This is a genomic window from Methylocystis suflitae (assembly GCF_024448135.1).
Classification (GTDB): Bacteria; Pseudomonadota; Alphaproteobacteria; order Rhizobiales; family Beijerinckiaceae; genus Methylocystis; species Methylocystis suflitae.
This window is the reverse complement of record NZ_JAMRYX010000026.1, coordinates 25,219-49,614: the sequence shown is the minus strand read 5'-3', so window position 1 is coordinate 49,614 and position 24,396 is coordinate 25,219. Positions and strand designations below refer to the sequence as shown.

Genomic DNA, 24,396 nt, shown 5'->3' with positions numbered 1-24,396 from the left:
CAAGAGTAAGCGAACGATGCGTTCGAAACTTCCGCCGGCTTCCGTCGCACGCCACAGGGCAATCAGCTCGTCATCTGTCAGGAAACGTTCGCGCTTCGTTGTCGGCGCGACGGGGACTTGCGAAAACGGGTTATCCGCCAAGGTTCCACGCTTCATTCCCCACGAATAAGCAGCCCGTCCATAGGCGACCGTGCGGGCCGCCATTGCCGCGCGGCCCTTGCGGCTTAGACCGTCTAAAACCTTCACGACGGCGGCGCGGTCGAGATCGCCGGCCGGCAAGTTGAGGCGATCCACAAAGGCGAATCGCAATGCTCGCGCCGCTTCCTTGGCGTATCGTGGACGTTTCGCCGAAAGGTGGAGCGCCTCCCAGTCATCAACAAGGCGGCCCAAGGTGAAGGCGCCATGGACGGCTTTGCGGCGCGCGTCAACGGCGGCGGCCTTACGGTCGCTTGCAGGGTCTTTTCCCTTAGCGACGTCGCCAGCGATCGCCCGCGCGGCCTCCCGCGCCTTGGCGAGCGACACCGCGGCGCACGATCCGAGCGGCACGCGGCGCTTACGACCGTGCACTGTGTATTGCGCTAGATAGGACTTAGAGCCGCCGGCCGTTACGCGGACGCCCAAGCCGCGCTGCTCGTCGTCAAAGACGAGCACGTCCTTTTTGCCCTCCGGACAGGTCAGCGCGGCGATCCGCGCCATGGTCAGCTTCATTGCTTCGCAACCCTTGGGAAAGTAAGCGGGCCTATGTGCGGACCCCGAGCGGACCCAGCGAAGGACATTTCCTGTCGCCGCATGTCGCTCCCTGTGTCAGTAATATGCGATGAACTTCAGGTAATTCAACAGCTATTGCGGGTCAGCGCATTTTCTGTCATTTTCTGTCACGTTAATATGACTTACTCTTAATCAGCGGGTCCAAGGTTCGAGCCCTTGTGCGCCCACCAATAAAATCAAAGACTTATGTGAAAACTGCCGGCGATGATTTCTCGCCTAGGTAGCATATAGGTAGCAAAATCGAGCGCCGGAAATGAGCGAGCCGCCTCTCGGGCGGCTCTTTAAGTTTGGCGTGTCGCCATGTTCAACGGCGATGCGATCCTTGCGAAGCGCGGCCGCCGTTCGATTGTCGTCGCTGCGCCGCCGCGTCGTCCTTGTCGTCGTCGGTGATCTCGCGGCAGACGATCTTCCCGTCGAGCGGAAAGGCTTGCAACATGATGTTGAAGCCGCCGCTGTCCTTATGCGGGAAGACCAATCCGACGTTCAGCCAAAAGTCGTCCTGGCCTTCGCGCCGGATGACTGAATAGGCGCGGTGTGTCGGTTGCTTGGGCTGCTCTTTCTCGGCCATGTCGAATGTCCCTTCTGGCTCGGTTGCAATGTCCTGCGTGGGCAGGCGGCGAGGGACGCACGGCCTCGCCGCCCGCCAGCGCGGACAAGCCTTGGGGATGTGGGGAACTATTGGCAGCTTACGCCGCAAACAGCGGCGGTCAAGGAATGGCGGCGGCGCTGGCTTGGGTCAGAAAGCGATCAAGCTCTTGTTCCGGCGGCCGTCGACGATGTGGAGGAACCGCGCTTCGGCGTCGTCGTATTGGAAGAATATCCAATTCCGATCGTGCACAACGCCGTGCAGCATCGTGTCGTAACCGTGGTTGCGCTTTCCGAGTCGCGGTTGGCTTGCGATCAGTTCGCAGAAGCGATTCAAGTCGTCGATGAAAACGTCGGCGCGAGCCGCGCCGAATTGAGCCTCGATATATTGGGCGATCCTATCGGCGTCATCGACGAAGCTCGCAGCGTAAACGACGCGGCGCATAGGTTAGGAGTTAGGCGCGGCGGCGAGTCGCGGCCCGTTTCTTCAGCTCGACTGCCAGCGCGTCCTTGCCTTCGATGACGCGGCCCTGGCGAATCTCGGATAGCCCTCGCTCGATGGCGGCGCGGCCGCCGGGGCTACGCACATAATCGGTCATGGCCGCAACCTCTTCGGTGAGGGCGATCGGCGTCACGTCCAATTTATCGGCTGTCTTGGTCATGTCGAAAGTGTACCACAAAAGGCCGGGAAAAGCATGAAATGGGCGGGATCGCTTCAGGGTGAGATAGCTGCGTCGCATGGATCGAGTCATTAATCCGCTCATAAATTCCGAATATATGACCCGATATATGACCTCGGCGAAAATTGCCGTTTGATTTCAATTGAGTGGAAGAGCGGCGAGGCCGGCAGCCACGCCCGACCCAATAGAATTTTTCCTTGATCTCATTTCCGCGCCGGCTGGCGCGTGTCGCGTCGAAGTAGGGGAAACAGAGGGGGAAAAGGTGGGGGAAACCGTTTCCCCCACTTGCCGGCGATAACAACCTGATTTCGTGAGAGTTTATCTGCGCTCCCGCGCCCGACCCAATAGCCTTTTCAGGTCTTATTGAGGCAGCAGCGGCCGCAACTGTCCGTCCACACTACGCCATGTCGTGGTCAGTGGATCGGTGGCGCGCAGCTCGTCGCGCGAAGCAAACAGGAATAACGATGAGCCAGCCGCACCCGGTGGTTGGATCGATTGCAGCGCGCCGATCATCGAGCGGACGCGATACTCGTCGCTGGTGACGATCAGCACGCGAAATGCCTTCCATCCGAATTGGCGCTCGGGGAGCCGGGCGGCGTGGGCGGCAAGGTAGCAGCGCAGTTTGCGCTCGATGCTGGTCTGGGAAAAATCCGTGCGCATGATCGGCATCGACCCGCGATCGATTTCGACAAGAAAGTTTCGTGGCGCTCCGTTCTTCAACATGAGGGCGAATGCGATGTCGGGGACGAGGCCGATCTCATGTCGGCGTCCGCTATGCGTGACAGCGGCACGCATTGTGAACGGATTTGATTGAATGTGATTCGCACCCGCTCGCGCGCCGACAATCTCGCCGGCGTCGATGAAACGATGGCCGGCGCGCTCGGCCGCAAGCTGCGTCGCAATCTCAAAGTCAGCGATCTGCAACTGATGCTCGATGAAAGGCCGGCCGGCCTCTCGGTTCTTGCGGCCCCAATCGATATGAGACAAGTCGATCTCGCCATGCGCGCGCAAGAGCCGCGCGCCGCGGTTGGCGAGCGCGTAGACGATCGGTGCGGAGCCTGCTGTCGGATAGTAGTCGAGTTGCGCGCGCGGTCGGTCGATATACCCCGCGTGATAGAGGTGGCACAGGCGATCGTTTGTTCGGTCGAGTGATCGCCCGGCAAGCGAGGCGACATGGGTCGAGCGCAGGAAGCGATGTCGCGCGATGTGCCGGATGATCGCGAAGTCGTCTTCGGTCACGCGAAAGGCCGGCGACTCCGACGCCCGGCGGAAGCGCGGCCGGCGGGGCAAAACCGGAGCTATCGCAGCTTTGCTCATAGCCTAATTCTAACAACCGCAGCGCCCTCCTCCTTTAGTCCTGTGTCGCGGCGTGGATAGTATTGAGGCTGTCTGTCGGGGTCGGCCGCGGCGTGTCGGGCTGTGGCGGGGTTGGACGCGCTCCAGCAAGTTTACCGTCCGACACGCGGTTCTGACGTGTACTCGTCGCGACCGAACGCGAAAAAGTGACTCTAAGGCGACATTTCGCCACAAAGATTGCTTCACGCGCGCCCCTAGAAATGGACTCTTGGCTTCTGTAGCATTTCCCCTGACGGCTTGGAGGGTCACATGGAGTATGAACAGCGCCCGTTTGGGGACCCCGATTTGGTGGGGAATCCAGAAAATCGCTGCCCCGTATTGCTGCTATTGGACACGTCAGGCTCAATGCAGGGGCAGCCTATCAAGGAATTGAACGCGGGACTTGAAGTCTTTCGCGATGAACTGTTTGCAGATTCACTTGCAGCCAAACGGGTCGAAGTAAGCATAGTTACGTTTGGTCCCGTTCAGACTGTCGTCGATTTTACTGGTTTGCAGACATTTACTCCTCCCCAGCTTGCCGCAAGTGGGGACACCCCCATGGGGCGCGCCATCGAACAGGGGCTCGAACTGCTATCGGGCCGGAAGAAAGCTTATCGCGACAACGGAATTGCGTTCTATCGCCCGTGGGTCTTTCTGATCACCGACGGCGGTCCCACGGACTCAATTGCAAGAGCGAAGGAACTGATCAGCGCCGGAGAGACATCGAAATCCTTTAGCTTCTTTGCCGTCGGCGTTGAAGGGGCCAATTTCGAAGTCTTGACGAGTCTATCACCTGCTAGAGAACCGCTTCGGCTACAAGGACTTCGATTCCGCGATTTGTTTCAGTGGCTCTCCGCATCTCTTTCATCCGTCTCTCGATCAAAACCGGGTGATCAGGTTGCGTTGCCCAATCCGACCGGGTGGGCAACGGTGGGATGAATAAGCAAGAATGTTGGACTTGGGCTGGGGCAAAGGTCGCAGGAACCTCTCATATCAAGTCCGGCCTCGGCTGTGACGATAACGGCATTTGTTCGGAGGTCGCGACGCCTCGTGGGCCGGTCCTTGTAGCGGTCGTCTCTGACGGTGCGGGAAGCGCCAGATACTCCGCCATTGGGTCGGCGCTCGTTTGCGTTACTCTCACGAAGCTCGCGCGAGGCTTTGTCGCAGAGGGTTATTCTGTCAGCGACATATCTCATGACGTGGGCGATGTGTGGCTTACGCAAGTTCGGGAACGGATTTCAATAAGCTCAAGTTTGAGAGATAGAAGCCCGCGCGAGTATGCCGCTACGCTCGTTGCCGCGATCATAGGTCCGGCAGATGCAACGTTTCTTCACGTTGGAGACGGCGGCGCTGTAATTAAGTGCGAAAACGAAGATAGCTGGGAAATCCCGTCGTGGCCCACGCAAGGCGAATTTGCGTCTACTACGTTTTTTGTTACCGACGACAAAAGGCCTCCTCTGCAACATCGCTACGTTGATCGACCCGTTCGCAGCCTCGGCATCTTTACCGATGGGCTGGAGCGTCTGATTCTAGATTTTACAAAAAAGGTTCCATTCGACCCCTTCTTCGACAAGGTGATCGCTCCGCTCCGTGCTGAAGCTACCGGGCGTTCCCGCCGATTGTCCCGAGAACTTGAACGCTTTCTCGACAGCGCAAGTATCAACGATCGCACTGATGACGACAAAACTCTCATCCTCGCGAATCGGAAGACGGTCTTGTGAGGTGATATGCGTCTGACCACTGCTCAGGGGACGGCGATCTCACTCGGCCAAAAGCTCGGTGTCGGCGGGGAAGGTACGGTCTACAAGTCGGCGACTCGTGATGACATCGCGATCAAAATCTACCATCAGCCGCATAGAGTAAAGCGTGAAGAAAAAATACTCGCGATGACCTCAGCGGGACTGGCTAGAGGGCCGTTCGTCGCTTTTCCAATTGAACCGGTTTTCGAAAATGGGGCGTTCGCTGGCTTCACGATGCCATTCGCGCCAAAGCGAAAGCCAATTCATGAAGTCTATTCCCCCTCGAGCCGCAGACAAGAGTTTCCTCGGGCCAACTTCGCCTTTCTTGTGCGAGTCGCTTTGAATATCGCGAGCGCGGTAGCGGCTGTGCATGAACGAGGATGCGTCGTAGGCGACATGAACCACTCCGGTATCCTAGTCGCGACGGATGCTACGGCGACCCTTATTGACACGGATTCCTTTCAGTTCTCATTCAACAACAAGCTCTTTCTCTGCGAAGTCGGCGTTGAAGAATTCACTCCTCCCGAGTTGCAGGGCAAGTCCCGGGCAGGGTGCATCCATACGAAGAACCATGACAATTTCGGTTTGGCGGTTCTAATTTTCTATTTGCTGTTCATGGGACGCCACCCGTTCGCGGGACAGCCTATCGGCAAAGCCGATCCACCGACAATACAGGAGGCGATCAAGAATTTTCGTTTTGCCTATTCGTCACGCCATAACGAGACGCGGTTGGCTCCGCCTCCTCATACCGCGACGCTTGCCGACGTGCCCCCCGATGTTCGGGATGCTTTCGAGACAGCCTTCGGCCAGATCGGGGTGATAAAAGGTCGCCCAGCGGCACCGGAGTGGGTTCGCATTCTCTCCACCTGTGAGAAGGCGCTTGTTACGTGCAAACAATCACCCAGCCACGAGTACTTTGGGCAAGCGAAGAACTGCCCATGGTGTCGCATGGAGCGGGCGGTTCCGGGATTTTTTGCATTTCCAGTCACATTCCAAGAAAGCTCCGACCAAGCGGATACCCTCAAGGGCCTTTTGTCTCGGTTCCACGCCATCGCGCATCCCGCTCCTACGGCCGACCTCGCAAGCTTAATGCCGTCGCTCGGCTTGTCGCCGTCAATAGACTTCTCAACAGTGGACGAACGACAAAAGCAGCGTGCCGCCTTGGGGCTTATCCTGGCGGTCGCGGGATCGGCGACGTTGGGCGCTCTTCCGAGCAACGTCGCTCCGCTCGCGCTGGGGGCAATTCTGCTAAGCGCAGTTGTTTATTTTTTTGCGCCAAGAGTTTCCCCCCTACTCGACGCCGTCGAAGCAAAGGCCGCGGTCGAATGGAGGTCGACGAAGGAGAATTGGGAAACCCAGAATTCGACGCGGAACTATTACTCGCTACACGAACGGGCCAGAGAACTAGCGCGGGCCGCTGAAAAATTCGACGGAGAGGAACGGGCGAAGATCGAGGCGCTGTATGCGGAGCGACATAAGAATCAGCTCAGGGCTTTCTTGAGCGGCTTTCAAATCGAAAGAGCGGACATCAAGGACATCGGTCCGTCTCGTAAAGTAGTCCTGCGCTCCTATGGAATCGAGACCGCCGCAGACATCGAATTGAATAAAGTTCGTTACATAAAGGGCTTCGGTCCAAAAAGGGCGCAAACAATGGTCGATTGGAGGAAATCGATCGAAAGGAGGTTCACATTCAACTCGCACGCCGCTGTTGATCCCGCCGATGTCGCACGCGTCAAGGCTGAATTTTCTCGCAAACGCTCCGACATGGTCACGAAATTAGGCACATTTCTCGGCCACATTGAAGCCGAGAGATCGAAGATCAATTCGCGCCGAGCGATGATCGACCCCGCGTTCATCGATTGCTGGAAATCGTACCAACAGGCATTGGTGAATTCAGCGGCCGCAAAAAATCACGCGCCACAAACAAGTGGCGGCAAATACCTTCTCGCACTGGGGATCGGCTTCATAGCGTCATCAACCCTCTCGCTATCCTCCCGGAGAGCTTCGACACTTCAGCCGACATTGCACTACGCCACCTTGCCAGCGAAGTCAGAGAACGTAGATCGGCAACCTCCGACGGGTCCGGTGACCGACAGGCCGGATCCGATCTCTAATCAGCCTACTAGTTCATTGCCGGCGCGCCCGAATACGGCACCGGAATCCCCGTCGCTCTCGCAGCCTTCTCCCACAGTCACGGCGCCAGAGCCGCCTGCGTCCGTCACAACTGGCCCGACGAAGCTGACAGAACCCCAGATGTTACCTCCCCTTCCCATGACCGAGGTGAAACCCGCGCCCGGATCGCTAGTGCAAGAGCAACCGACAGATGAACCCATCGATCTGTCCCGGCCGGATGATGCGTTGAAGGTACAAACTCGATTGCATGAGCTGGGCTATTTACACACAAAACCAAACGGCAGGTTCGGCTCCGCGTCCAAACGGGCATTGTCAGATTTTCAGTCCGCCCGAGGCTCTACCGACGTGAGCGTTGTGGATCAAAACACATTTCGGGCGCTCTTCGCGCCTGATGCTCCGAAGCCCCAGCAACCCGCCGGAGTGGTACCCAGTGCGCTTCGCGGATTGTGGTCTCAAGACGCGTGTAATCGCGCAACTGGCAGACCGCCCGTAGTGTTCGACGCGATGAGCGCATCAGTCTACGGCGGCGCGTGTACGTTCGAATCATTCAGCGGCGTAAATGCTCTCTGGAGAGCGAAGGCGACTTGCTCCGCAGACGGCGAAAACTGGAATTCCGACATAACGCTGTCGCTAAAAAATAAAGTCTTGCTCTGGTCTAGCAGCAAGGGGAGCGTCCGATACTTCCGGTGCCCGTGACCAGTGCGTGGTGCTTACGCCCATCCCGCGACGTGTGCACCGAACGCCTTATCCCAAAGCCCCCGAGGCCACGTTTTCCCTAGAGTTTCCGTGCAGCACCACGGTGGTGCCGTCATAACGCGTAACTACTTTATTTATTTGATGCTCCCCAGGGGCGAAGCCTCTCCGTCCATTTTGTTAAAAATCACGGCGTTATCTATCGCGCACCGCGCACCTTTCGCCTACTGAGCCGAGCTTGTTGCGGCTTATCTCATCCAGCAGGACGGCAATTACGCTATCCGCGACCATTCTTTGTTGCTCAAAAGTAACGTCCAATTTTCGCCTAAGCCTTCGCTTGGCTGCAACGAGATTGGTTTCTCTCGCGTGAGGACCGCTTATGGCGGATATTGTTGAAAAACTCCGGAAAGCGGCACCCGTCAAAATTGATGCGAATCACTTTTCAGTCGAGCGTCGTCGGTTAATGCCATCGTGCAGGATCAGCGGAAGCCCACCATTCAGTTGACGCTTTGGCAGGTAGGCCCCCGGCTCGTTTTCCAATCAGCGCACCCGCGGCCTCGAGAAATTTCGACCAGCCTCCCAAAAAGACTTTTTCAACAGTATCGGCGCATAGTGGTCGTTGTCGACGATCTACCTCTGGGCACGGTGCGCGGTATCGCATCACGCCACAAGAAACTGCCGAATCTTTTTCTCAACCTCCGCACGATCTCGCCCGAAGCGCGCGCGGCTCGTGTCGATTAGTCGATGCGCGGACGGTCGCAGCGGCCGGGGCGCTGGGTAGAGATGGAAGGGGATAGGGGAGGACGGCTGTCCGTTCCGCAAGAGGCGCGCCCAGGCGGTGAAGTTGCGAAGATCGAGAAGCGCGTCATCGCCGCCAAGCCCGATCTGCTCGGCGAGCATCAGGGCGTCGGATGCGCCGGTGCGGCAAGCGATGATCGATCCAGCGTTGCCGAAGATCGCGGCGCGCAGTGGCAGGGGAAGCTGGTCGAGATATTGATGAGCGAGGGTGAGGGTCAGTCCGTATTTTCTCGCTTCGCTCAAAATGAGCGAAAAGCTCTCGGTGGCGAAGGACTGAAACTCGTCGGCGTAGAGATGGAACACCCGCCGCTGATCGGCCGGCGTGTCCGCGCGCGAGAGCGCCGCCTGCGCGAGCGCAGTGACCAACAATGCGCCAAGAAGATGCGCGGTGCTCTCGCCGAGCGCGCCTTTCGAGAGATTGCATATAACGATCGCTCCCTCGTCCATCAGCCGGCGCGGGGTGATCGAACTTCGCGGCTGCGCCAGCATGTTACGCAGTGAGGGCGTCATCAGCGCCTTACCGATCTTGTTCTGAATGGGCGCAATAGCCTCGCGTCGAAAACTCTCCGTGTAGCCGGCGTATTCATTCTGCCAATATGCCCGCACGACGGGGTCGCGCACATGGCGATGCACGAGCTGCACCCGATAGGGCGTATCGATCAGCAAGCGGGGGAGCATAAGCAAGGTCGCGCCCGGAACGTCGAGCAACGCCCGCACGGCGTTGGTCAGAATGTAATCGAGGCGCGGCCCCCAGCTGTCCGGCCACACATGCCGGAAGGCGGAGACGATGCCGTCGGCGACGATCGGCGCAAGATCGGGCGGCACGCGCGAGAGGGGATTGAAGCCGATCGGCCGCTCAATGTCCGCGGGGTTGATGTAGACAAGATCATTCGTGCGCGAGCGCGGGATGTGCTCCAGCGCCGCGTGTGCAAGATCGCCATGCGGGTCGAGCAACGCGACGCCCGCGCCGCTCTCGAAGTCCTGGCGCAACAGGTTGAGCAATAATGTGCTCTTCCCGGTGCCGGTCTGGCCGACGAGATACAAATGCCGGCGGCGTTCGTCCTCGTCGAGCATGACGAATTCGCCCGATGCGCGAGCGCCCAGCATGAGGCTGTATGTGTGCGTATCCATAGCCGGAAGAGAGCCGGCGTGCCGTGCGCATCGGACAAGGGAATTGATGCGGGCAGCGCCTTCTTCCCGGAAGGCGCGCCGGGGCTACGTGGCGTCGCTGTCAATTGTGCGTGATGACGCGACTGCCGAGCCCCCCGCTCACTGTCGGCTCGTTTCCGGCCACGATCCGAAAGGGATGGTGGCCTGATAAATTTTACAACGATTTCGGAGACCCGTGGCCACTTAAAACTGGCCAACTATTTCCTCGATGAGGTTCGCGTACCACGCTGCCCCTAACCCCAATTGGATTTCAGCTTGCCCGGCAGGCGTCACCCCGAGCGTCGCCGAATGGACACCGACAAGGTAATATGGCTTTCCAGTTACGAGGTTCGTATTACCCTTATCGTCGACCCAAGCGCTCTTTGGTTTCGTAATCACTGGACTGCCGCTTGTGCCAGGGTGAAGATTTGCGTCGGTCAGAAAGAGTGGCGATCCTCGGAAAGGCACTCCATATGCACTCGCTACCATCGCGTTCCGAAAGATCGGAAGATTATTCACATTGTCATATACTCCCAGCGGGTAACCTATCACAAAAATGTCTTCGCCAGGATCAAGCCCATACTGGGGAGGCAGGAAGTCCTTGGCCGCCCAGGCTCGGACAAAAAATTTCCCTTGAATCTGGGTCTTGTCGATCTTCAACACTGCGATATCCGCATCCGGGAACTTCGGATGCGTTTTCCATAAGTGGTTAGTACCCGCATAGAGGGCAACGTCAAAATCTCCGTTCTTCGTTATGTCGTTCGGATCGAGATGAAGCCTGAGGCGGAGAGTATCTGGAAAAACATTCTTTTTGTCGTCGCGAACGACGTGCTGATTCGTAACTAAAAACAGGTCATCATTCCTGCTGTAGAAAAAGCCTGTGGCAGACCCCAAGATCGCGCCTGCCTTGAGCTGCATAATCAGAGATACTGTTGCGACAATTTCATTGATAGCCATATTCTTAAACCTGCCCGCCTATACGTGTTTAACCACTAATCGAGTCGGCATGCGGAAACAATACACTCGCGCAGTAATTCGCCAAAGACGATCACCTGTTTGTCGCAGACGGCTCCGAGGCCACGAATATTCCCCCTGGTGAGACATGAGCGACATTCCCCCTGGAGCCGACACGCTTCTGCGTGGGCGCTTGGCGGCGGTTCGGTCAAGGCCGGCCGGAGGCCGCCCGCACAGCGGGTCGCCTTGAGGGAAGCGCCCGGCCAAGCGCCATAATTGGTGGGGAGGTCGAGGTGCTGGCTCGATGGGGGAGTGAGAGGACGACGCCCGTCTTGTCTGTCGCGTCTTGAGTCAATCTCGATGCAGGGCCGCGCGCGTCGGCGCTGCTTTCCGTCATGCCATGTTACCGCATGATGCTCGATGTCGATCCTGTCCGGGATACCCGCCCGACTCCGGGGCTTTTCCCGAGGCTCTTTCCCAAAAGAGACGAGGGCGAAGGCGGTGCGAAAAGCGCCCACGCTTTTCGCCCTAGCCGAAGTCGGGCGCGCGCCCACGCGCGGCCCGAAAAAGACACGGAGTCGGGCGGGTAGCCCGACGCGCGCGGCCCGTGCTTCCTCATTCTTTCCACTGTCTACCCCGCCTTACCCTAAAGGCGGGGTGTATGGCGGGGTCGGATGACTTTCGATGATAACGGTCGCGATTGTCCGTTACGGGATGCCTACAGGCTGACAACGGCCGGCTCGGTGATGAGCAAGCTAGTTGACGATGTGTTGTCGTTGGCTGGGTTTGATGTTGCGGGCGCGTTGAATGGGTTGTCGTTGGCGGGTGGCTCTGGCGATTGTTCGGCTGGGGACACGATTACGGTGCGGACGACCGAGCCGGTGAGGCCAGTGGTAGGCGAGGTGACGGTGTAAAGTATGATGTGCTCGCCGGGCGCGCTGGTGTCGATCGAGACGGCGGTCGTGGTCGCGCCGTCGAGCACGATGATTATGCCGAGATTGAGATCACTTTCCGGCGCGACGATGCGTGCGCCGAGGTCGTTGTACGTGTCGCCGACTTCGATTGTGCTCGACGCATTGCCGTTGAGTTCGATGACGGGCGCACTTGGTATCACGGATGCTGGCGCGGCAGCCGCGCCGGTTTGGCCCAACAGGGCGGCGAGTTGTGCCTTGGTGAGGCACAGGGGGGCGTTGTCGTTCGCGCCATCGGTGATGCAGAGTTTCTGGGTGCTGGTCGTCTCAAACGTACCATTGGAGGCGTAGATATCGCGGGCAAAGATTGCCGTGATGCCGTTGTCGGCATTGCCAAGCCACGCGATGAGCGAGCTTTTGAACGCGCCAGCGATCGTGCCGATTTCTTTCGTGGCGTTGACGAGCGCGGCGAGGATGGGGCGGTCGGCGAGCGTCAGATAGCCGCGCGAGTCTGGCGAGACGGCTTCAGGAATCGCCGATTGCACATTTTGCGCAAAGAAGCCCGCGTAGGTGGATTGCGTGTCGAAGCCGGTCTCTGGTCGCCATTTGTACAGCACGGGGGAGATCGCGTTGATGGCGGCGAGGCCGCGGGTGAAGTCGCCCTGCTTGTCCTTGAGCCGTTCGTCGGACGATGCGGTGACGTTACCCAAGGCGTCGGTAACGAGGTTTGCGCCGGCCGAGCCGAGGCCGGCGAAGCGCACCGTGCCGGTCGTGGAGAGTTGCGCTGTCGGGGTCGTAGTACCGATGCCGATGTTGCCGGCGTTCGTGATACTTAGTCGCTTAGTCCAGGCAGTGTAAAAATCTAGACCAGCTTGATTGGCCCCGGCCCCCGAATGATTTGATCCGATTGATTCACCCTGATTCGATCCGAAAGAAATGCCGTGATAGACGCCGCCGCCTTCGCCTCCGGCATCTGTGTGCCCCTGGTCGACATTGAGGTATCCTGCGATGCTTAGTTTTTGCTGAGGAGTGCTGGTGCCGATCCCGACGTTTCCGCCGGATGGGTTCAGCAGAAGCGCGTTGTACCCGACGCCATCGGTCTGTGCTTGCAGCACACCTTGGCTGGCGTTGGAGTATATGTTCAATCGGGTCGCGTTGTCGTAATTGAGGGACAGTTGGTGATTGGCATTCTGAATGACGAGGGCCTGTCCCGGCGTCGTGGTGCCGATGCCGACGTTACCGGAACTATCTATGACCATTCTGTCGGTCCCGCCAGTTCTAAAAATCCCTTTATTGGTGTTGACGAAATCAATGTACGGATTTCCGCTTCCGTCAAAACCTAGTTTGTGTGTTACCGCTGCTGAACCTCCGAGAGCGAAGACATCGCCACTGCCTCGTATTTCTAACTTGTACCCTGGCGTCGTCGTGCCGATGCCGACGTTGCCGGATATGATCATTCCATTAGACGGTGCCGCGTTGGTTCCCGCATAACTGCCTACCGACACGCCGCCACTGACATCCAAGGCCGACTGCGGCGTGATCCCCGCGCCGATCGCCACTTTTCCGTCCCCCGCGATACGAAGACGCTCGGTGTTGTCCGTATAAAAAGCCATTCTCCCCGCTGATCCGGAGTTTCTATACCCATAAATGTACGTGGAATTTGCGCCGGTTGGCCCGCCGAAATAAAGACTTCCATCAAGTGCGTTCGAGTTGAGGATCAGAGTACCCGCAGATGCGCCCCCTGCAATTTCAAGCTTCGCTGTCGGACTCGTGGTGCCGATACCGACGTTGCCATTGCTTTGCTGGATGTACATTTGCCCGGAATTGAAATCGAAGTTTCCGGAAGAATCGACTTGCTGACGCAAGGTACGGACGGTTCCTGTGTACAGCTGGTAGGCGGTTCCGTATAATCTGGCAGTCTGCGAAGCAGACAGGTGCATCCACCCAATGCCTCCTGCTTTGATATAGGTGTCGAGCGGGATGTTGATAGTACCGTTAACATCCAAGGCATAGCCCGGACTCGTCGTCCCGATGCCGACGTTGCCGTTGTCCTGGATGACGACGCGGGGAGTGTTGGCGGAGTCGGCCACGGCGAATGCGAGGCCAGCGCCAGTGCCCGAGCCGGTAATCGAAAGTTTGCCCCACGGTGTCGTGGTGCCGATGCCGACGTTGCCGTTTTGATCGAGGACCATTTTGGTCGTGGCGGACGATGCGTTGTTATCGGCCTTGGTCTGGAACTGAAGTTTCCCGCCGAATCCATTGGCCCCGCCGCTACCGCTGAGAGAGCCGAGAATGCCAGCGATGTACGGATTGCCGGAGTTATTCGACATGACGAAGAACGCGCTGCCTGCGGTATCGTTCGCGGCCAATGATCCGGAGGCCCTGGGGTTTGCGAGTTCGAGTACGCCTCGCGCATTTACGAGTGTGCCGTCACCGACGATCGACAAGACGCGAGAGTTCGAGTTGACTCCCGCAATACTGGGAGCTGCCGTCCCAATGCCCACATTCCCATTCTGCAAGATCGAGAAGCTGCCGTTTGCTGCCGTGAGCCCGCCCGCGAACGTGCTCGTCGCGGTGGTCGATGTCGCGCTGAAATATGGCGCGAAGAGCGCGCCGCTCGATGAGAGGCCTCCGATATTCAGCGTGCCCGCCGTGAGCGCGCCGGAGAGATTGAGATCGGTGCCGCTAAGTGCTCCGGTGAGCGTGCCGCCCGAGAGGGGAAGGTAGCCCGATACGGAAGCGCCCGAGATGGTGCCGCCGGTAATCGTCGGCGTGTTGATCGCAGTATTCGTGATCTGGTCGATGCGCTGCGAAGCGGGGAAGAAGTTATAGCTTCCGGCGTTGCCACCTGCGGCAACCTGTGCGGGGATGGTCGCTGGCGGGGGATTGATCGCAGTGATTCGGCTGCTGATCGATTGCTCGAAGTCGGCGAGGATCGCGGCAAGCGTTTCCGCAGATATCGTACCGCCCTGCGGGATGATCCGCTCGATGATGCGCTCGATGACAGGCTGATTGATAACGGTCTGCGATGGCGGGGGAGTTGGCGCGGGATCGGCGGCCGAAGCCGCCACGACAACGGATGCCGCAGCTGCGTCGTTGAAGGGATTGCCCGCGATCTCGGTTTGCGCGACAGCTGCAGCGGCAGGTTGCGACGCTCGAATATCAGGAGGGGAGTTGGAAGCGAGAGGCGGCGCGAAGAAGCCGCTCACGAATGTTATGATGCTCGCGAAGAACGCGGCGACGGAATGCATATAGCGAAATTATAGCAGGCGATCTTTCAGAGCTGGCGGCCATGAGTGGAAAACCGGCAACCATTGACTTTCTTTGAAAGTGTGTCGGAAAAAGAATCTTGTGCGACCTTAGCGGAGTGGCCTTGTTGAGCCATGCCCTGCTGAATTGGGGGTGGGGAAATTTTTTGGAAGACGTTTAGGGTTCGCGGTTCATTGCACGCACAAGAAGTGCGCGGTATAATTCGGTCACACAATGGCTTCGGCCTCCGAGAAACCCCGCCTCGTGCGGGGTTTCGATTTATACGGCCGGAAAGAGACGCTTGAGTGCGCGCACGGCTGCTTCGAACTGACGCTCGTCGAGCGTGCGAATCTTGCGCACAAGCCGCTTGCTGCTGATGAGCCGAAGTTGGGACAAGACAACGGCCGATTGGCCGCCTTCGTCGTCGTCAAGCTGGCAATAGAAGCGATTTGGTTTGAATGTTCGGGTGAGCGGGAGCGCCCATAGGACGTTATTGTTGAAGTTGGCGATGACCAACACCGGCCGCTCGAAGCTGTCGCCAACGCCGTCCTGTTCAGACCCGACGTTGGCTCCGAGCGCGCACCACCAAATCTCGCGTTCGTGGAACAGGATCGGCTCCTCTCGCCGATGCACGTTTTTCTTGATGCCGTTCCAACGGTCGAAGTCCTTTTCCATAGGGTTCGGAACAGCATACCATGCTGGGCGCTTCCCTCTTCTTTTTCAAAGAGCATCCCCTACTGGGTATTTTTAGTATGAGTATTCTTAAATGCGTATTCTTATATAGAGAGACCGGCAAAATTTGCCGGTCAGGAGCGGCAAATATGGCCGGTCTAGACCGGCCAATTTGGCCGGTCAGGGTCGGCCGCGTTTGGCGATGGTTTTCTTGACGGTTAGAAAGAGCCGATAAATATTGGTCTTTCCAAGCCCGCGCTGCGTGATTTCAAGAAGGCCGGCCTTTTCAAGTTCCTCCAAATAACGCCGGACGCTTCGCTCACCCGATCCCATATCGGCGGCGAGCTTTGTTTGTCCAGGGAAACAGGCGTCGTCCGCCCAGGCGTATTTGAGCAGCATCGCATAGGCGAGCTTTGCTCCAACGGAAACGTCTTCCTTGGTGAGGATAAAATTTGGCACTTGGGTGAAGCCGTGGCGCGTGACCGGATCGGCTCCCACGATTTCGATATTGCGGGCGATTTCATTGAGCCGGCCGGCGACATGCTCCATACATGTGCATTATACCTCGCTGGCGCGCATGAGCGGCGTCATGCGGCGTTTGTGGGGATAGAACGTCTCGTTCGTCGGCCACTGTCACTGCTGGCCAATGCCTCTTCCTTCGTCGCCCATTCGCTCGTCGGCCGCCTCGTGATGCGCGAGTGGTGTTGGGGGCGTCGGCTCCCCTCCCCTGCCTAGCAGTGGCGCAAGCATCTGCTGCAAACCGCGCACGAGATAGTTTGTTTCCTTGTCGCGCTCCAAGAGCGCTGCGATCTGCGTGTCCTTCACCAGGGTTTGATCTTTCAAGAAAGCGACATGCTCTTTCAGCATCGCGTTCTCACTCTCCACCTGTGCGACATAGCGCGACATGTCGGACTGCGGCGGCGTCTGTCGCTCCGAGATTTCCTGGGCATTATTGTCGCGCTCGGCCGCGCTCGCGCGCGGTGTGTCGACGGGCGGGCTTGGCTCAACGACGGGCGCGACCCTGTGCGACATGTCGGGCTCGACCGCACCGTGTCGTACTTCGTCGGTGATGCCGTGCATTTGCGCAAGCTGTGTGATCGCACGGCCGACTGAGTCGGGATCAACAAAGAAGGTGAGCCCGGTCACTGTTTCTTCCTTGATGCAATCGAGCCGGCCGGCGGCGCAATAGCGTTGCAATGAACGGATGTTGCGGGGAAGGCCGGCCTCGGCAAATAGCCGGGCGGTGTCGTCGAGGGTCAGAGAATAGCGTGTCGCGCTCGGGCGCGGTGTGTCGGGCTGTGGTTGTCGGCCTTCGTCGGGCATTGCCGTCAGTATACAACGGCTCGCCGCACCTCTCGCCGTTGTCCACAATGCCTCGAACTATGGGAGCGCAATCAAAAACGCCGCCCAGCATTCCAACGCATCCCGCTTCTCGTCGAGGTATTTGTGTTTGTTGTAGATGCCGCTCACGCCGGGAATGACGTGGCTTAGAACGCGATCAACGGTGGTGTCCTGAATGCCAAGGGCGTTCATCTGCGTGGCGACGGTCCGCCTAATGTCATGTAGCACCCAATCGGCGACGCCGCTCAATTGGTCGAGCCGGCGCTTGGCCTTCGAGAAGCCCGAGACGACATTTTTGCTGGCGTTCGTCCGGGAGCGGAAAAGTCGATCGTCGCCTCCAAAGCGGGGAAGGTCTTTCACGATCTCGGCGACTGGCGGGGACATGGGCAGCAAATGTTCCCGGCTGTTTTTCATGATGGTTGCGGGGAAGGCGATGACACTCTTCTCCTCGTCAATCCATGACCAACGAAGATTGGCGATCTCCGTCCGGCGCTGCCCGGTCAACATGAGCAGTTGGACGAGCGGGCCGAACGGCCATTCGATCTCTCGCGCTGCAAGCCAAACCGCCCGCACTTCTTCGGTCGAGAGCGCGCGCTCCCGCTTCGGGGCTTTGCCGGGAGCCTTCACCCGGTCGCAAGGGGAGCGGTCGAGCAAGTCGCGGCTTACGGCCCAATTGAACATTTTTCGCACGGCCGCCAAAGTGTTGCGCGCCAGCACCGGCGCGCCGCGATCGGTGATCGTCTCTATCAGTCCGATCATCTCGGTCTTGGTGATCGACGCGAAGTCCCGTGTGCCGAAGACAGGTTCGATTTCGCGGCGCAGGATGCGCTCGGTCTCTTTGCCGCTCTTGTTGAAGCTCGCGTGGCGCTTCACGAACTCGTCGATAAGCGATGAGACGGAGCGTTCCTCGGGCTCCGGGGTTTTCTTGTCAGCGGCCGGGTCTTCGCCTCGGGCGATGCGCGTCTTGTATTCCATCGCGGCGGCGCGTGCGTCGGCCAAGGACAAATCGGGATGGCGGCCGAGCTTGATGCGCTTCTCCTTACCGCGACCGTTGCGATACTTGAGGGAGAAAGTTTTGATGCCATTGGATGTCACACGCAGAGACAGCCCGCGCACCGTGGCGTCCCACAAATCGACCTGGGCGCGGCCCAGTGGGGTCTTGGCAGCCTTAACCTGAAGTTCCGTGAGGCGAGTGCTCGGCATAATCCTAGGTAGCAGCTAGGTAGCAAATTGTCATGCGCTGGCCTGAAACCATATGGGACGCTATGTTGAATAAACACGTTCATTTTCAAGTGACTGTGACAGTTTTTGAGATGAAGCGTAGCCGTATGAGCAGCCGAAAACAGGAACTCTTAATCAGCGGGTCCAAGGTTCGAGCCCTTGTGCGCCCACCAATGCAATCAAGCGCTTGTCATCGACAGGACGCGCCCCGCTGGCCATGCGGAGCAAGCGGCGCTTCACGGCAGGTCAACGGTTGCAGCGTCGTCGTCAGTCGACGTCGCTACATCGGCGTTGCTATCGCAAGCATTCGGACCGCGCGCACTTCCGAAAACGCCTGTCGAAACAGACCGCGCTTCTTTTCGAACACGATGACCGGGACATTATTCATCCTCGCCCAGGTCAGGCCCAGACGTTACCCGACGATGGTGAAGTCGCTTGCCGCGAGCGCGGTCGTTGCGCCCAGTCTCGCGAAGGCTTGCGCATCGGCGCCGCTGCCGCCATTGGCGTCCCAGTAGAGCGTTCCCGCATTCGCGCCGGCGTTGTCGTAGATGAAGGCGCCCGCGGCATTGTTCACCGAGGCAATGTCGGCCGCCGTCACCAATGTCGCCGCGCAGCCCGCCACGAGCCCGCCGCCAAACCCGCTTGCCGAAATCTGCAGCCTGTCCGCGCCGCTCGCGAAATCCATGACGATGTCGATCCCGTCCGACAACGACCTGAACACGAAGGCGTCGTTGCCCGCCGCGCCGGTCAGCGTGTCGGCGCCGGCGCCGCCGATCAGAACGTCATTGTCCGCGCCCATTCAGCACATCCGCGCCCGCCCCGCCGTCGAGCGTATCTTTCCCCGCGCCGCCCAGGATCGTGTTGTTGATCTCGTTGCCTTGCAGGCTCAGCCCCGGCGCGTTGGAGGCGGCGCGCAGCGTTTCCACTTCCTGCCCGGCGCTGAGCGCGTAATTCACGCTCGCGACGACGGAGTCGGTCCCGCCGCCGGCGGCTTCGTAAACCACGGAGCCGGCGTTGCGGACATAATAGAAGTCATTTCCGGCGCCGCCCTTCAATATATCCGCGCCGGCCCCGCCGCCGTCGTCGAGCGCATCATTGCCGTTTCCGCCATAGATCGTATTGGCGAATGCGTTGCCGATCAGGCTCAATCCCGGCGCGCCAGCCGCCGCGCGCAGCACTTCGATTTCCTGCCCCGCCCTGAGCATGTGGCCGACGCTGGCGATGACCGTGTCGACCCCGCCGCCCACGGCTTCATAAACGACGACGCTGCCGTTACTGACGTAGTAAGTGTCGTTGCCCGCGCCGCCATACATCCTGTCGTGACCGCCGCCGCCGTCGACGAGCGTATCATTGCCGTTTCCGGCATAGATCGTATTGGCGAATTCATTGCCGATCAGGCTCAATCCCGGCACGCCCGCCGCAACGCGCAGCACTTCGATTTCCTGCCCCGGCCTGAGCATGTAGCTCACGCTGGTCATCACCGTATCTCTGCCGCCGCCGACGGCTTCGTTCACGATGTCGCTGCCGCTGTTGACGTAGTAGAAATCGTCGCCCGCGCCGCCATTCATCACATTGTTGCCGCCGCCGCCGCCGTCGAGCACATCGTTGCCGCCGGCCCCATTCAGCGTGTCGCTTCCGGCGCCGCCAAAAATCGCATTGGCGCGTTCATTGCCAGTCAGGTTCAGTCCGGCCGCGCCGGCGTTGGCGACGAGATATTCGATCTCCTGTCCGGCCTTGAGCGCGTAATGGGCGCTGGCGAAGACCACATCGATCTCGCCGGTCACGGCCTCGTTCACCACATCGCCGGCATTGTCGACATAGTAATAGTCTCTGCCCGCGCCGCCATTCATCGTATCCGCGCCGGCCCCGCCGTTCAGCACGTCGTTGCCGGCGCCGCCATTCAGCGTATCCGCGCCATTCGAGGTGGTGATTCCGTCGCCGCCATCCGTCCCCTGAACTGTGGCGGATCGCCCGAACAATTGAGTGGTCAGATTGACGGCTCCCGCCTGGCTCAGCGAGAGAAAGACCCCCGCCGCTAAATTTTCGGGGGCGAAAGCGATAGTCGAGAAGGCTTGAAGTTGCTGCGGCGCGGCCGTCACCTGGAAGCCGGCAGCAAACAGGTTTTCAACTCCGGTGATCGGATTGTTTGAAATGTCCGCTTCGCTGTCAAGGAGGATGCTGTCAACGCCCGCGCCGCCGTCGATTTCCATAAAGGAATCGATCAAACTCGTGAACGTGTCATTCCCTTCTCCGCCATCGAGAAGAAGCGTCTGAAACCCGCCGTAAAGCGTATCGTCGCCTGCGTCTCCATGGAGTTCGAGATTCCAATAAAAGCCGCCGCCATAAAGCTGGTCGTTGCCTTCACCGCCAGACAGACTGGTCGACCAACCACTGGCGTGCAAAATATCGTCTCCGGCATCGCCGAAGAGCGTCAGTCCGCCGGTCAGGCTATCATTGCCTTCGCCGCCATGCATGCTGTCGCCGATGGGGAGCGCAAGATCGAGAAGGCTTGTGCCTGTGAGCGTGTCATCGCCGGCATCGCCATACAGATCCGCACCGCCGTCGCCTGATATCGTGTCATTCCCTTCCCCGCCATAAAGCTGCGTGAAATGTAGCGAGGGAGAGAAGAGATCGAGGCCGCCGCCAAAGATGGCGTCGTCGCCGTCGCCACCGTAAACAGCGCCACCAAAAGCAAGCGTTACGGTGTCGTCGCCCGCCCCGCCATAGATAAGATCGGCAGCGGGAAAATTGTTGGAGCCGGCTTCGATCTGATCATTGTCCGTCGCCGGTCCTTCATCCCCCGGCGCGTTGTTGGTGAAATCCCAGCCGTAAATGACGTCGGGTTCGGTTGTTCCAAAAAGAATGTCAGGGTTATTGGTTCCGATGATGGTCGGCATGATCTAAATCTCCCGCTGATCGCGCGCCGCTCGGGAAGGCGGCGACGCCGAATCCTGCAAGGTCATCATCCCAAGGGAAACTGTGGTCTCTCCCAGCCCAGGGTTTTCCACCGCACGTTTTGTCAATCGACCCTGCGGCATGTGGCGACCCCCTGACTTCCGCTCCAGTGAGCAGTGGGTAAGCAGAACACAGGAAACGCCATCGCTTACCTGAAAGCAATGGAAACGATCTATGACGAATGAACGCAGGCAAGTCCGCCGGCGTCTCCCACAACGCTCCGACTGTTCCAGTGTTGCTGGCAACGTCGTGCTGAGCTTGCGCTTGCTCAAACGTAAACTCTCGCGATCTTCCTCGCCGCAAATTGGGCGCTACAATTTCAAGGGGCTTTGGAGGGCAACGCCAAAACAGCAATTTTGGAGATTTGCCATGAGGACGACCATTGCACGAACATGCGCGCTCGCGCTCATTTCTTCTGTGACTGTCTCGGCTGCGATTGCGGCGCCGGTTGGCGCCGTTATCTCGGCGTGCGATCGGATGCACGATGCAGGACAAACCTGCAATTATGGCATCAAAGGCAATTCCTTGGTTGGATGCACAAACGACGTCGTCTTCGAATGCCCCGCCGACGGGAGCCGGCAATGCACGGGCTCGAAAAACACGAGCGGGAAATGCAATGAAGACGGCACCGCCGCGCGCGTCTCTTCGCTGAAGGGCAATGAGCTATTGGACGCGCTTCATGCGAAAGATCTTCACCAATCGAAATAGCGATTCTCTCGACCAAGGACTCCCTGAATCGAGAAAAACGCTCCGCGCGTGGATCCGGGCTCGGGGCGTTCTCAGGCTCAGGCTCAACCGGGGATGCAGTACGAGCGCAGGGCGCTACCCGTCGATCACCGTCTTGCCTTCGGTCCAGAATTGCGCGGACCGATTTGCGCGTGCGATAACGCTGGCGATCGGCGTCCCTAGCTCGGATTGAAAGAAGTCATGGATCATTCGCGCAATCCCGGATCCCCACTCCATCTGAGGCTGGCGAAAGTCTTCCTCGGGCTGCTGAACATCGCCCTGCTCGTCGCGGTTGCGCTCGTCCTGCTCCCGCTTGTCACGCCTTATTTCAAGCATGCGGGGTCATACCGCTGGATTGAACATGTCGAGGTCTTTGACGCGCGGATGATCCGGTGGGTCAAGTCGCTGGTCCCGACCAACTTCAAGGGCTATGAGCTGGCGCGTTGGTTTATCGTCGGCGGACTCGTCTTCGCGCGCATGTGGGTCGACACGCTGCGGCACAAGGTTTCGACCGCGATCTACCGTAAGACGGTGCAGCGTGACTTCGAGGCGCTGCAGTCCGCAGCTCCGACCGACGCGCGGGTGCTTGCGCCGGTCAAGGAAAAAATGAAGACGATGGACGCGCGCAACCCCAAGAGCCGTGCGGAGTTGCTCAAGGTCATGGGCGACGCCAAGCGTCAGTTGGAGTCGATGGGCCGCGACCTCGCCTTCCTGTCCATCGACGTCGTCGACTCGACCAAGATGAAGCTCGGCGAGGACAAGACATTCATCGAGCACGATTTTCGTGAATACAAGGACCTCGTCGACAGCAAACTCCGCAGCAACGGCTCGCTGAAGGCGGCGTGGACGCCCGACGGCGTCATGGCCTGCTTTCCTTCGATCGACGCAGCGCTAAAAGCCGCCAAGGAAGTGATCGGCGGTCTCGACGCGTTCAACGCCAATGTGAAGATGATCAAGTCGAACTTCACCGTTCGTTGCGGCATCAACGCCGGACACGTTTATTACGACGAGCAGACGCCAATGGAGGAAATGAGCGACCGCGTCATCGATATCGCCGGCCATATGCAGAAATATGCGCTGCCAGGCACGATCGCCTGCGCGAAGCAGATCATCGAGCCCGTGCAGCAGCGCGGAGGCTTCAATGATGCAGGCAAGGTGGTGGACGGTTACGAGGTCTACCAATGGACTCCGGCGAGCCGTCTGCAGGACGAGGGGGCGGTTTCCTAACGCCGCCTCAAACGCGCGACGGTTTTCGCGTGCTTACGATGCTGATGCGACGTTCACGAGCAATAAAATCGAGCCGCGGCCGTCAGGCTCATGCGCCAAATCGCCTGTGGCTCGCTCGGGCCTATTAAGCCTAGCCGTGGAATCCTCATCGCGGACTGGCAAAGTTGAGTAAGCTGCGGTCTCGGAGCGTTTGCGTTTGCGAGTGGGGAGCCATCCGTGGCTTGGCTTAAATGAGATGGGCCTTTTTGCTGACATTGATCGCCTTGGCGTCGATTTCATTGGCCGACGCCGCCGCTGAGGATGCGTCGACGCGGCCGGAGGCGATCGGGAACGCTCCCGTTGCAGCGCTGTCGGCGAAGCCGACGATGATCAATCCGGGTCAATCGGCGACTCTGGCGTTCTCCGCAACGAACGCCGACGTCTGCAAGAGTTCCAGCCGCCCGCGCGATCCAAATTTTGTCGTCCGCGACTTGTCGGGCAATGTTCTCGTGCGGCCCGCCCGCACGACGACCTATACGATAAAGTGCAAGAAAGGCGCGGCGTCCACGTCGCATCGCGCTGTCGTGACGGTCACGCCGGAACGCATCGTCCTTTCCGAGATTTTTGACAGCGCGGTTCCTCACGCGCCTGAAACCCGGATCGAAGATGGCGCGCTTCTCGCTCACAAATGGAAGTCCGTTTATCACGGCTATGGTTCGAACTCGGTCGCCCGCCTGTTCGATGGCCAGGCGCTGGCGATACGCCCGAAGGAGTCAAATTCTGGGAACGAAACGCATGCCGGGCTGATCAGCGGACCGCATCCGTCTTGGCCCGTCGAGATCAAAGGAAATTTCACCATCGAGGCCTCGCTGCACACAGAGAAGCAGTTGCGTCGGCAGAATGCGCCGAATCCGTGGGAAGTGGGCTGGCTTTTGTGGGACTACGTCGACAAAACGCATTTCTATTACCTCATCCCCAAGCCGAACGGCTGGGAGCTCGGCAAGGCGGACCCTGCTTATCCCGGCGACCAGCGCTTCTTGGCGTCGGGAAATCGACCGATTTATCCGATCGGAAATCGATATGTCGTCAAAATTGTTCAGGCCGTCACCCCGACGTCGACGACGATTTCGGCATTCGTCGACGGCGTTCTCTTGACCACCTTCACCGACCGAGAAAGACCCTATTCGAATGGGCTTGTCGGATTCTATTCCGAGGACGCCGCAGTGTATTTCCATTCGGTCGTCGTGACGATTCCTCGCGCTGTAGCGGATTTGAAATAGG

Annotated in this window: 20 protein-coding genes; 6 read left to right on the top strand and 14 right to left on the bottom strand. The window is 59.1% G+C overall.

The window, feature by feature from the left end; translation table 11 throughout:
* From NEI07_RS02045 to NEI07_RS02025, 5 genes are all read right to left on the bottom strand, one after another.
* On the bottom strand, positions 1–708 hold a 708-nt coding region (locus tag NEI07_RS02045; RefSeq protein WP_256032370.1), incomplete at its 3' end, for an Arm DNA-binding domain-containing protein.
* Between the two features lie 364 nt (positions 709–1,072).
* On the bottom strand, positions 1,073–1,336 hold the full coding sequence (locus tag NEI07_RS02040) for a hypothetical protein (protein ID WP_256032369.1): 264 nt from the start codon (positions 1,334–1,336) through the stop codon (positions 1,073–1,075).
* Between the two features lie 168 nt (positions 1,337–1,504).
* Complete coding sequence (locus tag NEI07_RS02035; protein WP_256032367.1) at positions 1,505–1,798, bottom strand: type II toxin-antitoxin system RelE/ParE family toxin; 294 nt, start codon at positions 1,796–1,798, stop codon at positions 1,505–1,507.
* A 10-nt stretch (positions 1,799–1,808) separates the two neighbouring features.
* Positions 1,809–2,105, bottom strand: coding sequence for a hypothetical protein (locus tag NEI07_RS02030; protein ID WP_256032366.1), 297 nt, complete (start codon positions 2,103–2,105; stop codon positions 1,809–1,811).
* 288 nt (positions 2,106–2,393) lie between these two features.
* Positions 2,394–3,272 carry a replication-relaxation family protein gene (locus NEI07_RS02025; protein WP_256032364.1) on the bottom strand — a complete coding sequence of 293 codons (879 nt, stop codon included), beginning with the start codon at positions 3,270–3,272 and terminating at the stop codon, positions 2,394–2,396.
* Between the two features lie 366 nt (positions 3,273–3,638).
* Between NEI07_RS02025 and NEI07_RS02020 the strand changes: the two genes are divergently transcribed.
* The 3 genes from NEI07_RS02020 to NEI07_RS02010 are packed head-to-tail and all read left to right on the top strand — an operon-like array spanning position 3,639 to position 7,936.
* On the top strand, positions 3,639–4,307 hold the full coding sequence (locus tag NEI07_RS02020; RefSeq protein WP_256032363.1) for a vWA domain-containing protein: 669 nt from the start codon (positions 3,639–3,641) through the stop codon (positions 4,305–4,307).
* Positions 4,304–5,089 carry a PP2C family serine/threonine-protein phosphatase gene (locus NEI07_RS02015; protein WP_256032362.1) on the top strand — a complete coding sequence of 262 codons (786 nt, stop codon included), beginning with the start codon at positions 4,304–4,306 and terminating at the stop codon, positions 5,087–5,089. Before NEI07_RS02020 ends, NEI07_RS02015 begins: the two co-directional genes overlap by 4 nt.
* 6 nt (positions 5,090–5,095) lie before the next feature.
* A complete protein-coding gene (locus NEI07_RS02010; RefSeq protein ID WP_256032361.1) occupies positions 5,096–7,936 on the top strand; it encodes a protein kinase domain-containing protein in 2,841 nt (946 codons plus the stop codon).
* Positions 7,937–8,593: 657 nt separating this feature from the next.
* On the opposite strand, the gene NEI07_RS02005 is transcribed toward NEI07_RS02010, so the two are convergent.
* From NEI07_RS02005 to NEI07_RS19460, 9 genes are all read right to left on the bottom strand, one after another.
* On the bottom strand, positions 8,594–9,862 hold the full coding sequence (locus NEI07_RS02005) for a type IV secretory system conjugative DNA transfer family protein (protein ID WP_256032360.1): 1,269 nt from the start codon (positions 9,860–9,862) through the stop codon (positions 8,594–8,596).
* Between the two features lie 222 nt (positions 9,863–10,084).
* Positions 10,085–10,837: a S1 family peptidase gene (locus tag NEI07_RS02000; RefSeq protein WP_256032359.1), complete on the bottom strand. Its 753-nt coding sequence runs from the start codon at positions 10,835–10,837 to the stop codon at positions 10,085–10,087.
* Between the two features lie 715 nt (positions 10,838–11,552).
* On the bottom strand, positions 11,553–14,996 hold the full coding sequence (locus NEI07_RS01995; RefSeq protein ID WP_256032358.1) for a beta strand repeat-containing protein: 3,444 nt from the start codon (positions 14,994–14,996) through the stop codon (positions 11,553–11,555).
* 277 nt (positions 14,997–15,273) lie between these two features.
* Positions 15,274–15,669: a type II toxin-antitoxin system PemK/MazF family toxin gene (locus tag NEI07_RS01990; RefSeq protein WP_256032357.1), complete on the bottom strand. Its 396-nt coding sequence runs from the start codon at positions 15,667–15,669 to the stop codon at positions 15,274–15,276.
* Between the two features lie 177 nt (positions 15,670–15,846).
* Complete coding sequence (locus NEI07_RS01985) at positions 15,847–16,215, bottom strand: helix-turn-helix domain-containing protein (protein ID WP_256032356.1); 369 nt, start codon at positions 16,213–16,215, stop codon at positions 15,847–15,849.
* Between the two features lie 84 nt (positions 16,216–16,299).
* Entirely contained in the window at positions 16,300–16,989 is a 690-nt protein-coding gene (locus NEI07_RS01980; protein ID WP_256032355.1) for a hypothetical protein, read from the bottom strand.
* Positions 16,990–17,046: 57 nt separating this feature from the next.
* Positions 17,047–18,210, bottom strand: a complete 1,164-nt coding sequence (locus NEI07_RS01975; protein ID WP_256032354.1) for a tyrosine-type recombinase/integrase — start codon at positions 18,208–18,210, stop codon at positions 17,047–17,049.
* 430 nt (positions 18,211–18,640) lie between these two features.
* A complete protein-coding gene (locus tag NEI07_RS19465; RefSeq protein WP_305123588.1) occupies positions 18,641–19,027 on the bottom strand; it encodes a M10 family metallopeptidase C-terminal domain-containing protein in 387 nt (128 codons plus the stop codon).
* Positions 19,011–21,125, bottom strand: a complete 2,115-nt coding sequence (locus tag NEI07_RS19460; RefSeq protein ID WP_305123587.1) for a calcium-binding protein — start codon at positions 21,123–21,125, stop codon at positions 19,011–19,013. Before NEI07_RS19460 ends, NEI07_RS19465 begins: the two co-directional genes overlap by 17 nt.
* 232 nt (positions 21,126–21,357) lie before the next feature.
* Between NEI07_RS19460 and NEI07_RS01950 the strand changes: the two genes are divergently transcribed.
* From NEI07_RS01950 to NEI07_RS01940, 3 genes are all read left to right on the top strand, one after another.
* The gene (locus tag NEI07_RS01950; RefSeq protein ID WP_256032353.1) at positions 21,358–21,891 is read left to right on the top strand and encodes a hypothetical protein; all 534 of its coding nucleotides are present in this window, start codon (positions 21,358–21,360) and stop codon (positions 21,889–21,891) included.
* A gap of 219 nt (positions 21,892–22,110) precedes the next feature.
* On the top strand, positions 22,111–23,136 hold the full coding sequence (locus NEI07_RS01945) for an adenylate/guanylate cyclase domain-containing protein (protein ID WP_256032352.1): 1,026 nt from the start codon (positions 22,111–22,113) through the stop codon (positions 23,134–23,136).
* Between the two features lie 230 nt (positions 23,137–23,366).
* On the top strand, positions 23,367–24,395 hold the full coding sequence (locus NEI07_RS01940; protein ID WP_256032351.1) for a hypothetical protein: 1,029 nt from the start codon (positions 23,367–23,369) through the stop codon (positions 24,393–24,395).
* Position 24,396: the final 1 nt, after the last annotated feature.

Bases quoted from the DNA above. Each gene is read 5' to 3' on its own strand.
- NEI07_RS02040 (WP_256032369.1), bottom strand. From the start codon at position 1,336: ATGGCCGAGAAAGAGCAGCCCAAGCAACCGACACACCGCGCCTATTCA.
- NEI07_RS02035 (WP_256032367.1), bottom strand. From the start codon at position 1,798: ATGCGCCGCGTCGTTTACGCTGCGAGCTTCGTCGATGACGCCGATAGG.
- NEI07_RS02030 (WP_256032366.1), bottom strand. From the start codon at position 2,105: ATGACTCGATCCATGCGACGCAGCTATCTCACCCTGAAGCGATCCCGC.
- NEI07_RS02020 (WP_256032363.1), top strand. From the start codon at position 3,639: ATGGAGTATGAACAGCGCCCGTTTGGGGACCCCGATTTGGTGGGGAAT.
- NEI07_RS02015 (WP_256032362.1), top strand. From the start codon at position 4,304: ATGAATAAGCAAGAATGTTGGACTTGGGCTGGGGCAAAGGTCGCAGGA.
- NEI07_RS02010 (WP_256032361.1), top strand. From the start codon at position 5,096: ATGCGTCTGACCACTGCTCAGGGGACGGCGATCTCACTCGGCCAAAAG.
- NEI07_RS02005 (WP_256032360.1), bottom strand. From the start codon at position 9,862: ATGGATACGCACACATACAGCCTCATGCTGGGCGCTCGCGCATCGGGC.
- NEI07_RS02000 (WP_256032359.1), bottom strand. From the start codon at position 10,837: ATGGCTATCAATGAAATTGTCGCAACAGTATCTCTGATTATGCAGCTC.
- NEI07_RS01995 (WP_256032358.1), bottom strand. From the start codon at position 14,996: ATGCATTCCGTCGCCGCGTTCTTCGCGAGCATCATAACATTCGTGAGC.
- NEI07_RS01990 (WP_256032357.1), bottom strand. From the start codon at position 15,669: ATGGAAAAGGACTTCGACCGTTGGAACGGCATCAAGAAAAACGTGCAT.
- NEI07_RS01985 (WP_256032356.1), bottom strand. From the start codon at position 16,215: ATGGAGCATGTCGCCGGCCGGCTCAATGAAATCGCCCGCAATATCGAA.
- NEI07_RS01980 (WP_256032355.1), bottom strand. From the start codon at position 16,989: ATGCCCGACGAAGGCCGACAACCACAGCCCGACACACCGCGCCCGAGC.
- NEI07_RS01975 (WP_256032354.1), bottom strand. From the start codon at position 18,210: ATGCCGAGCACTCGCCTCACGGAACTTCAGGTTAAGGCTGCCAAGACC.
- NEI07_RS19465 (WP_305123588.1), bottom strand. From the start codon at position 19,027: ATGGGCGCGGACAATGACGTTCTGATCGGCGGCGCCGGCGCCGACACG.
- NEI07_RS19460 (WP_305123587.1), bottom strand. From the start codon at position 21,125: ATGCCGACCATCATCGGAACCAATAACCCTGACATTCTTTTTGGAACA.
- NEI07_RS01950 (WP_256032353.1), top strand. From the start codon at position 21,358: ATGACGAATGAACGCAGGCAAGTCCGCCGGCGTCTCCCACAACGCTCC.
- NEI07_RS01945 (WP_256032352.1), top strand. From the start codon at position 22,111: ATGGATCATTCGCGCAATCCCGGATCCCCACTCCATCTGAGGCTGGCG.
- NEI07_RS01940 (WP_256032351.1), top strand. From the start codon at position 23,367: ATGAGATGGGCCTTTTTGCTGACATTGATCGCCTTGGCGTCGATTTCA.